General features: G+C 76.2%; 10 protein-coding genes and 1 tRNA gene. 8 read left to right on the top strand and 3 right to left on the bottom strand.

Going from position 1 to position 13,711, the window contains the following annotated elements; genetic code table 11:
- The first annotated feature begins 6 nt into the window (after nucleotides 1-6).
- From IG69_RS0113455 to IG69_RS0113430, 6 genes are all read left to right on the top strand, one after another.
- Nucleotides 7-1,551, top strand: a complete 1,545-nt coding sequence (locus IG69_RS0113455; protein ID WP_245616150.1) for a potassium/proton antiporter — start codon at nucleotides 7-9, stop codon at nucleotides 1,549-1,551.
- 118 nt (nucleotides 1,552-1,669) lie between these two features.
- Nucleotides 1,670-2,569: an ABC transporter ATP-binding protein gene (locus IG69_RS0113450; RefSeq protein ID WP_030528687.1), complete on the top strand. Its 900-nt coding sequence runs from the start codon at nucleotides 1,670-1,672 to the stop codon at nucleotides 2,567-2,569.
- Nucleotides 2,566-3,405, top strand: coding sequence for a hypothetical protein (locus IG69_RS0113445; RefSeq protein ID WP_051750558.1), 840 nt, complete (start codon nucleotides 2,566-2,568; stop codon nucleotides 3,403-3,405). The genes IG69_RS0113450 and IG69_RS0113445 overlap by 4 nt, the downstream gene beginning before the upstream one ends.
- Before the next feature lie 173 nt (nucleotides 3,406-3,578).
- A complete protein-coding gene (locus IG69_RS21695) occupies nucleotides 3,579-3,935 on the top strand; it encodes an FmdB family zinc ribbon protein (protein WP_030528685.1) in 357 nt (118 codons plus the stop codon).
- Between the two features lie 39 nt (nucleotides 3,936-3,974).
- Nucleotides 3,975-4,637, top strand: a complete 663-nt coding sequence (locus tag IG69_RS21155; protein ID WP_051750556.1) for an SAF domain-containing protein — start codon at nucleotides 3,975-3,977, stop codon at nucleotides 4,635-4,637.
- A 117-nt stretch (nucleotides 4,638-4,754) separates the two neighbouring features.
- The gene (locus IG69_RS0113430) at nucleotides 4,755-5,132 is read left to right on the top strand and encodes an MscL family protein (RefSeq protein WP_030528683.1); all 378 of its coding nucleotides are present in this window, start codon (nucleotides 4,755-4,757) and stop codon (nucleotides 5,130-5,132) included.
- 82 nt (nucleotides 5,133-5,214) lie between these two features.
- Here IG69_RS0113430 and IG69_RS0113425 read toward each other — a convergent pair whose 3' ends face one another.
- From IG69_RS0113425 to IG69_RS0113415, 3 genes are all read right to left on the bottom strand, one after another.
- Nucleotides 5,215-5,412, bottom strand: coding sequence for a hypothetical protein (locus tag IG69_RS0113425; RefSeq protein WP_030528682.1), 198 nt, complete (start codon nucleotides 5,410-5,412; stop codon nucleotides 5,215-5,217).
- Entirely contained in the window at nucleotides 5,405-9,241 is a 3,837-nt protein-coding gene (locus tag IG69_RS0113420) for an AAA domain-containing protein (protein ID WP_245616149.1), read from the bottom strand. Before IG69_RS0113420 ends, IG69_RS0113425 begins: the two co-directional genes overlap by 8 nt.
- A gap of 456 nt (nucleotides 9,242-9,697) precedes the next feature.
- On the bottom strand, nucleotides 9,698-10,987 hold the full coding sequence (locus tag IG69_RS0113415) for an MFS transporter (protein ID WP_030528680.1): 1,290 nt from the start codon (nucleotides 10,985-10,987) through the stop codon (nucleotides 9,698-9,700).
- Nucleotides 10,988-11,090: 103 nt separating this feature from the next.
- Between IG69_RS0113415 and IG69_RS0113410 the strand changes: the two genes are divergently transcribed.
- Both IG69_RS0113410 and IG69_RS21150 read left to right on the top strand, forming a co-directional pair.
- Nucleotides 11,091-11,162, top strand: a tRNA-Arg gene (locus IG69_RS0113410).
- A gap of 535 nt (nucleotides 11,163-11,697) precedes the next feature.
- Entirely contained in the window at nucleotides 11,698-13,494 is a 1,797-nt protein-coding gene (locus tag IG69_RS21150; RefSeq protein WP_030528679.1) for a diguanylate cyclase, read from the top strand.
- Nucleotides 13,495-13,711: the final 217 nt, after the last annotated feature.

Genomic DNA, 13,711 nt, shown 5'->3' with positions numbered 1-13,711 from the left:
TCCCCCGTGACGCAGGCGTGGTCGACGCTGCTCGCGGAGGCCGTCGCGCCCACGGGGTTCACGGTCGACGACCTCTCGCGCGTCCTGCTCGTCGGCAGCGTCGTCCTCGTCGTCGCGGTCGCCGCCGTCCGGCTCTCGCTGCGCTCGGGCCTGCCATCGCTCCTCGTCTACCTGGCGATCGGGCTCGCCCTCGGCGAGAACGGCCTCGGCATCCGCTACGACTCCGAGGAGCTGACCCAGGTCCTCGGCTACGCCGCGCTCGTCCTCATCCTCGTCGAGGGCGGCATCACGACGCAGTGGTCCGGCATCCGCCGGTCGGTCGCCCCCGCCATCGCCCTGTCGACCGTCGGCGTCTTCGTCAGCGTCATCGTCGTCGCCGGCATGACGCGCGGGGTGCTCGGGTGGTCGTGGGAGGTCTCGCTGCTCATCGGTGCCGTCACCGCCTCGACCGATGCCGCCGCCGTGTTCTCGGTGCTGCGTCGCGTCCCGCTGCCCCGGCAGATCTCCGGGATGCTCGAGGCCGAGTCGGGCTTCAACGACGCGCCCGTCGTCCTCCTCGTCACGGCGCTCGCGGCGCAGCTGACGCCGGGCGCCGAGCCCGAGCCGTGGTGGCACCTGCTCCTCGTCGCCGGCCTCGAGCTCGCCGGGGGCGCCGTCGTCGGGCTCGGCGTGGGCTGGCTGGGTGCGCGCGTCATGCGGCTGGTCGCCACGACGTCGTCGGCGCTCTTCGCGATCGGTGTCCTCGCCGTCGCGGTGCTCGCCTACGCCGCCGCCGACAGCATCCACACCTCGGGCTTCATCGCCTGCTACCTCGCGGCGCTCGTCCTCGGCAACCTGCCGATGCCCCACCGCCCCGCCGTCACCGGGTTCGCGACGGCCATCGGCTGGCTCGCCCAGATCGGGCTCTTCGTGCTCCTGGGGCTGCTCGCCAGCCCGAGCGGGTTCGCCGAGCAGCTCGTGCCTGCCCTCGTCGTCGGGGCGGCGGTCCTGCTCCTCGGGAGGCCCCTCTCGGTCCTCGTGTCGGTCACGCCCTTCGGCATCCCGTGGCGCGTCCAGGCCTTCCTCTCGTGGGCCGGCCTGCGCGGCGCGGTCCCCGTCGTCCTCGCCACCGTCCCCGTGACGATGGGGACGCCGGGGGTCGAGTGGATGTTCGACCTCGTCTTCGTCCTCGTCGTCGTCTTCACGATCATCCAGGCGCCGACGCTGCCGTGGGTCGCGCGCCGGCTCGGGGTGGGGGCGCTGCACCACCGCGTCGACCTCGCCGTCGAGGCCACGCCGCTCACCGACCTCGGGGCCGAGATGCTCGAGATCGACATCGGCCCCGCGTCGCGCCTCGCCGGCGTGCGCGTCTTCGAGCTGCGGCTGCCCGCCGGGGCCAACGTCGCGCTCGTCGTCCGCGACGACGCCTCGTTCGTCCCCAAGGACGGCGACGTGCTGCGGCACGACGACCAGCTGCTCGTCATCACCCCGACCGCGGTGCGCGCCCGGGTCGAGGAGCGCCTGCACGCCGTGAGCCGGGGCGGCCGCCTCGCCGGCTGGGCCGAGGGCTGAGCCGGCGCCCCCGGGGCGTCGCCGGGCGGACCCCGGGGTCGGCTCAGGGGTGGTCTCGGGGTCGGATCGGGCCCGACCCCCATGGCCGCGGCCGGCCGCGCGCGGAAGGGTCGTCCCCATGATCACCGTGGACCACCTCACGAAGCGCTACGGCGCCTTCACCGCCCTCGACGACGTGTCGTTCTCGGCGCGCCCCGGCCGGGTCACCGGCTTCCTCGGCCCCAACGGCGCGGGCAAGACGACGGCGATGCGCGTCGTCGCCGGTCTCACCCCGGCGAGCAGCGGCACCGCGACCGTCCTCGGCCGCCCGTACGCCGCCCTGCCGACCCCCGGCCGCCACGTCGGCCTCCTCCTCGACGCCTCGGCGCAGCACGCGGGCCGCACCGGCCGCGAGGTGCTGACGCTCGGCGCGATCCTCACCGGCGTCGACCGCCGCCGCGTCGACGAGATGCTCGACGTCGTCGGCCTCACCGAGAAGGAGTCCCTGCGCCGGGTGCGCAACTACTCGCTCGGGATGCGCCAGCGGCTCGGCCTCGCCCACGCCCTGCTCGGGGACCCCGAGGTCCTCGTCCTCGACGAGCCCGCCAACGGCCTCGACCCCGCCGGCATCCGCTGGATGCGCGACGTCCTGCGCGGGTACGCCGCGCGCGGCGGCACGGTGCTGCTCAGCTCGCACCTGCTCAACGAGATCGAGCGCGTCGCCGACGACCTCGTCGTCATCGGCAACGGACGGGTCGTCGCCGCCGGCACGACCGACGAGCTGCTCTCGGGCACGGGCACGGTGGCGCGCTCGGTCGACGACGCGGCCCTCGCCGAGGCGCTGCGGGCGGCCGGCGTGGCCGTCTCGCCGTCGGCCACCGGCGGGCTCGTCGCCGAGACCGACGCCGACACCGTCGGGCGGGTCGCCCTGGGCGCCGGAGTGGCGCTGCGCGAGCTGCGCGCCGGCGACGAGCGCGGGCTCGAGGAGATGTTCCTCGAGCTCACGGCCGGCGCCGCCCGCGAGGAGGTGGCGGCGTGAGCACCACGACGGCCACCACCACGACGACCCGCCGCGCGCCGGCGGACAGCACGCCGCACGTCGCGCGCCTGCCCGAGCCGCTCGCCGGGCCGCGCCCGGCACGGGGCATCCCCTTCGGCCGGCTGGTCCGGGCCGAGCTGCGCAAGATGATCGACACCCGGGCCGGGCGATGGCTGCTCGTCGCGATCGGCGTCGTCATCGCCGGGGCGCTCACCGTCCTGTTCGTCCAGCAGGGCGGCGACCACCCGTACGGCGCCTACCTCCAGGCGACGGCGATGCCGATGGCGCTGCTGCTGCCGGTGGTCGGCATCCTCGCCGTGACCTCCGAGTGGTCGCAGCGCACCGCCCTCGTCACCTTCACCCTCGAGGCCCGCCGCGCCCGCGTCGCGTGGGCCAAGGTCGTCGCAGCCCTCGCGGTCGGCGTCGTCGCGGTCGTCCTCTCCTTCGCGCTCGCCGCCGCGGTGCACGCCGCCGCCATCGGGCTGCGCGGCGCGACCGGCGACTGGGGCGTCGAGGGCACCGTGCTGCTCGGCGCGGGCGGCTACGTGCTCCTCGGCCTGCTCCAGGGCCTGGCCTTCGGGATGCTCCTGCGCAACACCCCGGCCGCGGTCGTCCTCTACTACGTGCTCCCGACCGGCTGGTCCATCCTCGGGTCGCTGTGGTCCGCCGCGGCGAGCGCCGGCGAGTGGCTCGACCTCAACCGCACGATGCAGCCGCTGTTCGGCGGGAGCCTCACCGGCGAGCAGTGGGCGCAGCTCGGCACCTCGGTCGGCGTCTGGGTGCTCCTGCCCCTCCTCGTCGGGATGGTGTGGGTCACCCGGGCCGAGGTGAAGTAGACCCCTGGCAGGGCCGGCGGCCCCCGGACCCGGTGTACGGGGCCGGGGGCCCGTCGGGGTGCGGCACCGGGGACGCGGCGCGGGCCGTATCCTTGGGGGGACCGCGCCGCCGCGAGACCCGCACCACCGTGAGGGGTCCGGCGGCGCCCCGATGTCGTCCGAGGAGGACCACCGTGCCGACCTACGCCTACGCGTGCACCGAGTGCGACCACCGCTTCGAGGCCGTCCAGTCCTTCAGCGACGACTCGCTCACCGAGTGCCCCGAGTGCGGCGGGCGCCTGCGCAAGGTCTTCAACGCGGTCGGCATCGTCTTCAAGGGCGGCGGGTTCTACCGCACCGACTCGCGCTCGGGCAGCGGCTCGACGGGGTCGTCCTCCGGGTCGTCCTCGACGGGGAGCTCGGGCTCCTCAGGGTCCTCGACGTCCGAGGGCTCGTCCTCGGGCGGGACGACGTCGTCGTCGTCCTCCTCGTCGACCTCGTCGTCCACAGGGGCCTCCGCGGGCGCGTCCTCGTCCACAACCTCGGCCTGACCCCTCCCGGCGCCGGGCGCCGCGACCTAGCGTCGCGGCATGCCCCTCGCCCTCCTGCCCGGCCTCCTCGGCCCCGGACGCGCCGCCCGCTGGCGGCGCTCGGTGCTGCGCCGGGTGCTCGCGGCCGCCTGCCTCGCGGGGGCGGTGCTCGCCGTGCTGCACGTCGTGCGGCCTCCCCCGCCGCCGACCGTCCCGGTGCTCGTCGCCGCGCGCGAGGTCGCCGCCGGGTCGGTCCTTCGCGCCAATGACGTCACGTCCATCCGGGTGCCGGTGGCGGCGCGGCAGCCCGGGGCGCTGACCGACGTCGGCGCGGTGACGGGCCGGCGGGTCGCCGCGGCGCTGGCCGCCGGCGAGGCGGTCACCGCCACGCGCCTGGTCCCGCGGGGTGTCACCGAGGGCCTGCCCTCTGGGCGCGTCGCGCTGCACGTCGCCCTCGCCGACCCGGGGTCGGCCGGGCTGCTCACCCCTGGCGGCGTCGTCGCGGTCCACCCCGGACCGGGTGGTCCCGTCCTGGCGCGCGACGCGGTCGTGCTGTCGGTCGACCCACCGCCCGACGAGGTCGGCCTCGGGGCCGGGCCTGCGCCCCCGACCGCACCCGGGGCGGTGCTCTCGTTGACGCCCGGGGCGGCCGACCGGGTGCTCACCGGGCACGGCGGCACCGACGGCCTGGTGACCGTGACCCTGCTGGCGACCGGCGGGTGAACGGGTCGTCGGCGTCCCGACGACCGATCCGGCGCCGCGACACGACGGGACGGGGGTCGTGGGCTGCGCGGGAGCGCAATACGGTGGTCGCGTCAACTTCTGCGAAAGGGCAGCACCATGTCGGGCTTCAAGAACTTCATCCTGCGCGGCAACCTCATCGAGCTCGCCGTCGCGTTCATCATCGGTGGCGCGTTCGCCACGGTGGTCAAGGCGTTCACGGACGTGCTGATCGAAGCCTTGGCGAAGGCCGGCGGCGCACCCAACTTCGACGAGTGGCAGCCCGGGGGCTTCTTGAAGGTGGGACCGTTCCTCACCGCCCTCGTGGCCTTCGTCTTCCTCGCCTTCATCGTCTACTTCTTCGTCGTCAAGCCGTACGAGACGGCGAAGGAGCGTTTCTTCCCCAAGGAGCCGGAGGCGGAGACCATCGACCCCAACACCGAGCTGCTCAAGGAGATCCGCGACGAGCTGCGTTCCGGGCGCGGCATCGGCGGCTGACCACCGGACACTCCACCCGCACCCGCGACGGGGCGGCGACCACCACGGTCGCCGCCCCGTCCGCGCACGGTGGGCGGATCGGCTACTCCCAGTGGGGCGGACGCTGCTCGCGCAGCCAGCGGTCGTGACCGCTCTCCCCGGGGGCCGGCTCGGCCCGGGGCGTGGCGGTGTCGGGGGCGTCGTCGGTGCGGGGGTTGGTCGCGGGCCGGGCGGCGCGGCGGGGCCGCCGCCGACGCGGGCCGGGGTCGTCGCCGGTGGGAGCGCCCGGGCGCTCAGCCACCCGGGGCCTGCCGGACGCCCGCGGCGTCCAGCACCCGCGAGACGACGCGGGCCGGGTCGCGGAAGACCTCGGTCGTCCACACCCGCAGGTGCCGCCAGCCGCGACGCTCGAGCTCGTGGACGCGCACGAGGTCGCGGTCGCGCCCGGACGGGACGCCGGCGTAGGCGGGCCCGTCCCCCTCGACGGCGAGCAGCAGCCGGCCGGGGGCGGTGGGGTCCTCGACGGCGAGCTCGACGGGCAGGGCGGAGGTCCCGACCCCCTCGTGGACGACGAGCCCGTGGGCGCGCAGCCGGCGGGCCAGGTCGGCGAGGACGAGCGAGGTGGCCTCCGCGGACGCCACGACGCCCTCGGCGCCGGCGTGCGCCTCGACGTGCTCGAGGACGGCGCGCAGCATCCGGGCGCCGGAGGTGCGCAGCCGGTCCGGGTCGAGGTCGTCGGCGGTGATCGACGAGACGACGGTGAGACTCCGGCGTGCCCGGGTCAGGGCCACCCCGAGCCGACGGTGGCCGGTGTCGGTGCCGACCGGCCCGAAGCGGTGGAGGACCCGGCCGTGCGGGGTCTTGCCGAAGCCGACGGTGAGGACGACGTCGTCCCACGTCTCGCCCTGGACGTGGTCCGCGTCCCGGACCGAGAAGGCCTCGCGGCGTCCCGGGTCGAAGAACGCGGCGGTGGCGTCGTCGAGGCCGTCGACCGCCCGGCGGACCGCCTCCTCGACGAGCCGGCGGTGGCCCGGCCCGAGTGCGATGACGACGAGCGTGCGGTCCCGGCGCCGGCGGGCGTGGTCGAGGACCAGCGCGACGACCCGCTCGACCTCGGCCGGCGTCGACTCGACCGCGGCCTCGCCCTCGGCGACGACGCCATGACCGTCGACGAGCTCGTGGTGCAGGACCGCGCCCGTCTCCGTCCCGGGGAAGGTCACGAGCGAGCCTCCGTGCAGCTCGGTGTCGACGAAGGAGACGAGCCGCTCCTCCATCGCGCCGTACTGCCAGGTGAGCCGGCGCGTCGGCAAGACGTCCTCGAGCAGGTCGAGCACCGACTCGGGCTCGGACTCGTCGGGCACGTCGACCCCCGCGGACACCACGAACGGCACCGGGGGCAGCTGCTGGGCGTCGCCGACGAGGACGACCCGGCGGGCGCGGACGAGCGCCGCGACCGCTTCGGCCGGGGCGACCAGCGAGGCCTCGTCGACGACGACGACGTCGACGCACTCGCCGGGGGGCAGGACCGACGGCACCGCGAGCGGACTGGCGAGCCACACCGGCCGGACGGCGGTGGCGAGCCGGCCGACCGACGCCAGCAGGTCGGGCAGCGCGGCGGGCCGGCGGGCGCGGGCGACCTCGGCGCGCAGCCGGGTCTCCTCGTCCGGACGGGCCCGACGCACCTCGGCGACCCGGCGCGCGACGGCGTCGAGGACGCGCGGGACCTGGCCCTCGAGGGCGACGCGGTCGGAGTCGACGAGGGTCGCGACCGCGGCCGAGAGCCGGGTGGCGTCGAAGTCGCGCAGGGCGGGGTCGTTGGCCCCGAGCTCGTCGGCGATCGAGCACCACCACACCCACGCGAGCTCGATACGCACCCGGTCGGCGGGGACGGCGCGGGCGCGCAGGTCCTCGACGAGCGCGGTGAGGCCGAGCTGCCCGAGCAGGTCCAGGCCGAGGCGGATGTCCGGCGCCGCGTCGAGCCGGCCGGCCGCGGCGTGCAGGCGGTCCATCCGGGCGGCGAGGGCCGGGAGGTCGAGCTCGACGAGGTCGAGCTCGTCGTCCTCGTGGGGCAGGCGGTCGTCGACCCACGAGGCGTCCTCGACGAGGGCGTCGTGGGCGGCGCGGGCGCGGTCGAGCTCGACGGGGATCTCGGGACGGCCGCCGGAGCCGGCGAGCTCGCGCCAGGCGTGCCGCTGGTGCTCGGCCTCGCGCAGCGCGGCGTGCAGGTCGGCGGGCGGCCGGCCGGGACGCAGGAGCGCGCGGGCCTGCCGCCGCACCCGCCAGCGCTCGAGGGCGCCGAGGTCGGTGCCGGAGTCGCGGCGCTCGCTGCGCGTGGCGGTCGCCACGACGAGGTCGTCGAGCGGGATGTCGAACACCTCGGGGCGGAAGACCTCGAGGGTGTCGCGGACCTGGCCGACGGTCGCGAGCACGCGGTCCCAGTCCAGCACCGTCGGCGAGGCCGGCAGGTGCACACCCCGGAAGACGTCGGCCAGCGTCCGGCGGGTGTCCTGGACCAGCCCGGTGGCGAGCCGCTCGACGCGCTCACGGGCCTCCTCGGCCACCTCGGCGGTGCGCAGGTCGGCGCCGAACCAGGGGTCGTCGGCGCCGTCGCCGTCCCAGGCCGCGAGGGTCGCGACCCGGGTGAGGATGTCGCCGGCCTCGGCGAGCGTCTCGCGGTCGAGGCGGGCGAGGACGGCGCCCGCGAGCCGCACCCGCGAGCGGGGCGCGTCCTCGAGCAGGGCGTGGCGGCTCACCTCCTCCTGCACCTGGTGCAGGGTGACGCCCCACGGGTCGCGGTGGCCGTGCAGCGCCCGCAGGTGGGTGTCGAGGAGGGCCGCGGCCTCGGCGCGCCCGCGGCGCGACTCGCTGCCCTCGGGGCCGGGCGTGGTGCGGCGGGGGGACGAGGGCGCGCCCGAGACGCGCTCGACGGCCCGGTCCAGCCCGTCGACGAGGGAGCGCACGACGGCCCGCCGGGTGTGGCCGCCGCCGACGAGGTCGAGGACGAGCTCGCCGAGCCCGACGTCGGTCAGGCGGTCGCGCACCGCGTCGAGGGCCGTGCGCTTCGGGGAGACGACGAGCACGCGCTGGCCGTCCGCCGCGAGCGCGGCCGCGAGGTTGGCGACGGTCTGTGACGCACCCGTCCCGGACGGCGCGTGGAGCAGCAGGTGCGACCCGCCGCGGACCGCCTCGACCGCCTCGCGCTGGGTGGCGTCCGCGTCGAGCACGAGGAAGTCCTCGACCGGCCCCCGGGCACCGTCGGCGGCCCCCACCGCGACGGCGGGGAGCGCGTCGGCCACGCCGGCGAGGGCCGCCACGACGTCGTGCTCGGCGAGCGCGTCGCCGTGCGCCGCGAGGTCGGCCACGAGCGGGGCCTTGTGGTACGGGAAGGTGCTGATGACCACCCTCGGGTCGACCGAGAGGTCGGGCACCGCGCGGCAGGCGTCGGCGAGCGCGGCGTAGGCCGGGTAGGGGTCGAGCGACCCGCCGGCGGTGGCGAGCTGCTCGAGCCGGTCGGTGTCGAGGGTGATGCCATGCTCGGAGGCGAGGTAGTTGACGAGCGCGGGGTTGACCTCGAGCTCGTCACCGGGCTCGAGCACCCAGTCGTGACGGCGCGGGTCGGCGGGCCGGGTGGCGAGCGCGCGCAGGAAGACCGGTGCGCCGGGCTGGCGCGGGACGACCCGTCCGTCGTCGAGCACAACGGTCCACGACGCCATCCCGACCCCGAGGAAGCAGGTGCGCACGGCGTGCTCGCGCTCGATCTCGGTCGCGGTGTCGTGGATGCGCCCGAGACGGGTGCGGGCGTCGTCGAAGGCGTGCGGCTCGCGGACCAGGTCCGACAGCCGCGTCGCGCCACCGGCGAGGAGGCCGCTGCGGGCGCCGAGGTGCGCCGAGGAGAGGTCGAGGGTGCCGACCGGGAGGTCTCGGTACCAGAGCAGAGTGTTGGGGCCGCCGAGCTCGACGAGCTGGCGGGTCCACCGGGCCCGGGCGTCGGCGACGCGCTGGGCCCGGAGCGTGGCGGGGTCCGGGGCGATGCTCAGGTGCCCTCCCCGCGGTTCGTCGTCGTGGGCGGCGTCGGCGGCGCCGACCCGTCGGTCGGGCCGTGCGTCGCGCACCGGTCCGCTCGCAGTCACCCCAGCAGGCTAACAACGCGCCCCCGAGCGTCCCGGGAGGCGCGGCGCAGGCACCCCCACCCCCGTCGAGGTGACACCCGACCACGAGAGGGTCGACGTTCACCTCGAACCGATCCTGACGGCTGGGGTCCCGAGAGGTCCTCGGCCCGCTGCCGGTCGCTCCACATCTCGGAGCACCCGGGATGAGCGGCTGCCCTGCGTCACGCCTCGGAGCATCCGGGATGAGGGGTTCCCCTGCGTCACGCCTCGGAGCACCCGGGACGAGCGGCTGCCTGCGTCACCACCGGTCGCAACCGACCGCTCGTCATGAGCGCCTCGGACGGTGACGCAACCGACCGCTCGTCATGGTTGCCTCAGAGGAGGAAGCACACGACAGCGGCCGGACGAGCACTGGTTCTTGGGCGGTCCGTCCGCCGCCGCGCGGTCGCCCACGTCGGGTCACAGCGGGCTCCGACGTCAGGCGGGGACCGGCCGGCCGTCGCCGTCGAGCGGGTCGGCGGGGACGCGGGTCGCGATCGCCACGAGGCCGATGACCATCGCGAAGCCGAGCGAGGTCAGCGCCAGCGCCTGGAAGCCGACGCGGTCGACGATGACCCCGGCGACGGCGCCCCCGCCGCCCGCGGCGAGCCCCATGAGCAGGTCGGAGGCCCCCTGGACCCCCGGCCGCTCGGCGGCGGGCACGGCCGAGGTCAGCAGGGTGGATCCCGCGACGAGCGTGCAGGACCAGCCGAGGCCGAGGAGGAAGAGCCCGCCGATGAGCGTCGAGGACTCACCCATGGGCGACACCGACGCGAGCAGCGTCGCGGCGCCGAGGATGCCCGACCCGACGAGCGCGACGACGCGGCCGCCGACGCGGTCCACGGCGAGGCCGGTGAGCGGAGAGAAGGCGTACATCCCGATGATGTGGATGCTGATGACGAGCCCGATGACCGTCAGCTCGGCGTGGCCGTGGGACATGTGCAGCGGCGTCATCACCATGACCGAGACCATGACGCCGTGCCCGAGGGCCAGGGTGAGCAGCCCGAGGCGCGCGACGGGGTGGGCGAAGGCGACGCGCAGCCCGCGGGTCACCGAGCCGTGGATCGGCTCCCCGGGCTCGCCGCCCTCGTCGAGCGCGAGGCGGCGAGAGAGCAGGAGCGGGTCCGGGCGCAGGCGCACGAGCACGACGACGATGGCCAGCAGCAGCCCGACGAGCGAGAAGACGAACGGGCCGGTGAGCCGGGGCAGGCCGAGGGCGTCGGCCACGGGGGCGCTGGGGCCGACGAGGTTCGGGCCGAGGACGCTGCCGAGGGTGGTGGCCCACACGACGATGCTCAGGTCGCGGGCCCGGCGGTCGGGCGGCGCGAGGTCGGCGGCGGCGTAGCGGCTCTGGCTGTTCGCGGTCGTCGCCCCGCCGAACGCCAGGCTGGCGACGAGCAGGAGCGGGAAGCTGCCGATGATCCCCGCGGTGATGAGCCCGACCGCACCGGCCGCCGCGAGCGCGTACCCGAGGGCGAGGCCCGGCCGGCGGCCGCGGGCGGCCATGACCCGGGCCATCGGGATGGCGACGAGCGCGGAGCCGAGGACCTGGAAGGTCCCGCCGAGGCCGGCGAAGCGTGCCGAGCCGCTCACCTGCTCCGCGAGCAGGGCGCCCACGGCGATCCCGGCCGACAGCCCGACGCCGCCGAGCACCTGCGACGCGACGAGCGTCGTGACGGTCCGGCGCTGCAGGGTCGCGCGGTCCGGGGTCCGCAGGGCGTCGGTCACGAGCCGCAGTATGCCGTCGCGCCGGGCGGCGTACGCGCCGGGTCGACACCGGCCGCGCGCGCCGAGCACGGGTCGCGCCCCGTAGGCTGTGCGCGGTCTTCCCGCCCTCGTAGCTCAGGGGAAGAGCACTTCTCTCCTAAAGAAGGTGTCGCAGGTTCGAATCCTGCCGGGGGCACGCGAGCGCGAGCCTGCGAGCGCTGCGTGGCGCCGGCACGATGACGGGAGCCGGAGCCGACCGCGAGGAACGAGCGGACGGCGCCGGCGGCTCCTGCCGGGGGCACTTGACGCCGGCTCCTGCCGGGGGCACCCGACGACGGCGGCTCCTGCCGGAGTCACGCGCGCACCACGCGGCGTCCTCGGCTTCCTTGACGCAAGCGTGAGCGAGGCCTGAGGTTCCCGCCGGACGGCACCCCACCGCGCGGGGCATCGTGGAGACACGACGCCGAGCCAGCACCCATCCGCCCCCGTCCTCGGCTGGGCCGAGATCCTGCCGTTCCCCTCCCGCGAGCCGTGGCCGGACGAGCCCCTCGCGGCCTGACCCCCGAGGGACCGGACGCCCAGCGTCGTCCGGCCCTCACCACCCCGGGGGACCCGGCCGTTCGGCCATGGTTCGACGACGGGTCGACACCGTTGTCAAGTTCGACCGGTCGGTGCCGATGGGTCATCCGCCACGGCTCGCCGACCGCGCGGGCCCACGTCGAGGAGGTCCTGTGCTGCGTCGGACGGTCGGCTTCCTCGCGCTGCACTGCGTGGCGATCGCCCTGGGGCGCGCGACGGCACAGCCCGAGACGCAGCTCGCCCTCTTCTGGCCGGCGGCCGGCGTGGGCGTCCTGTGGGCGCTGCGCACGGTCTCGCGGCGCGAGCTCGCCGGCGCCGCCGCCCTGACCGGGGTCGCGGCCACCGTCGGCAACGTCCTCACCGGCTTCGACCTCCTGCCCGGCGCCCTGCTGGGCCTGGGCAACCTGCTGCTCGGCCTCTTCACCGTCCTCCTCTACCGGGCCGTGGCGCCGCGGCACGAGCGGCGCGGCAGCGTCCGCCGCCTCTCGGAGCTCAACCGCCTCGTGCTCTCGACCAGCGTGGCCATCCTCGCGACGTCCGCCTGCGGGTTGGCCGCCCTCCTCGTCGAGGGACGCGAGGCCTCCCTCGCGGTCGGCGTCGCGATGTACCTGCGCAACCTCGCGTCGGTGGTCGTCGTCGTCGGCGCGACCCTCGGCACCCGCCGGCACCTCACGAGGCCCGGCGCGCGCCAGAGCGTGGAGGCCGCGGCCATCCTCGGGACGACCGGCGCCGTCACGTGGTGGGTCTTCGGGCCGGGCCAGTCCCTGCCGCTGGCCTTCATCCCGCTCGGCCTGCTCGTGTGGGCGGGTGTCCGGCTCCCGCTCCCGCTCACCGCCCTCGACGGGGCGGTCGTGGCGGTGCTCCCCCTCGTCCGGCTGATGACAGGGGCCGGCGGCCCCTTCGCCGGGATCCGCGACGCCCACACGCAGGCGCTCGTCCTGCAGGGCTACATGATGCTCGTCGCCTTCCTGGCCCTCGTCCTCGGTACCTACCGGGCCGAGCTGCGCTCCCTCGTCGGGAGCGTGCGCCAGGAGCACCAGTGGTCCGACCGCCTCATCGCCTACGCACCGAGCGGGCTGCTCGTCGTGCGTCCGGAGGGCCTGGTGCTGCAGGCCAACCAGGCGGTCGGCGAGATCCTGCGACGCGACCCCGCCGACCTCGTCGGGATCCGCGGCGACAGCCTCGACGAGGGCACCGAGCCCGGCCTCGCCACCATCCTCGCGCGGGCCGTCGAGGCCGACGGCGAGCTGGTCCAGGCCGAGTGGACCGCCCGGGACCACGCCCAGCAGTCGATCGTGCTCTCGTGCAGCGCCCGCGCCGTGCCCGGACCGGACGGCGACCTCGTCGTCCTCGTCAACCTCGTCGACGTCTCCGAGCGCCGGCTCATCGAGCAGCGGCACGCGCACGACGCCGCGCACGACGAGCTGACCGGGCTGCCCAACCGTCGCCAGCTCGACACCCTCATCGCCTGCCACCGCCAGACCCCCCGCGCGCGGGAGCGCGGCGCGCTGCTCCTCATCGACCTCGACCACTTCAAGCAGGTCAACGACACCCGCGGCCACGCCGCCGGCGACGTCCTGCTCGCAGATGTCGCGCGCGCGCTGCGCCGGGCCGTCGGCGGCCAGGGGACCGTCGGGCGCCGGGGTGGTGACGAGTTCGAGGTGCTCCTCCCGGAGGCCGACCTCGCCGCCGCCGAGGCCGTCGCGTGGTCCCTCGTCGACGTCGTCGAGAAGCACGGCCACGCCACGCGCGTCGAGCTCGGGTGCGCCGTCACCGCGAGCATCGGCGTCGCCACGTTCGGGCAGGCCCACGCCGCCGGCATCGACGTCGAGGTGCTCGCCGACTCGGCGATGTACTCCGCGAAGCGCACCGGCGGCAACAAGACCCGCACCTGGCACCCCGTCGAGCCGGCCGCCCAGCCGCCGGCGACGCTCTCCGCCTCCGCCTGACGCCTCCCCTCCCCCTCCCCCGGAGACGCGTCCCCGTCCACGGCGAGGCTCCGGGCCGCACCCCCTCTCCGCACTTCTTGCGAGTTCCGCCGCTCGACCCGCCGTCCCAGCGCGTGTCGACCGGCGGAACTCGCAAGAAGTCGGGGGCACGGGCGCGACTCATTGCCCATCTGCCACCTCCCGACCCCTCCAGGAGGCCCTGGGAGGTGGCGGATGG

This window comes from Phycicoccus jejuensis, from assembly GCF_000720925.1.
In the GTDB taxonomy this organism is placed as follows: Bacteria; Actinomycetota; Actinomycetes; order Actinomycetales; family Dermatophilaceae; genus Phycicoccus; species Phycicoccus jejuensis.
The sequence above is the reverse complement of the archived record's forward strand: the minus strand, read 5'-3'. Positions and strand labels throughout refer to the sequence as shown.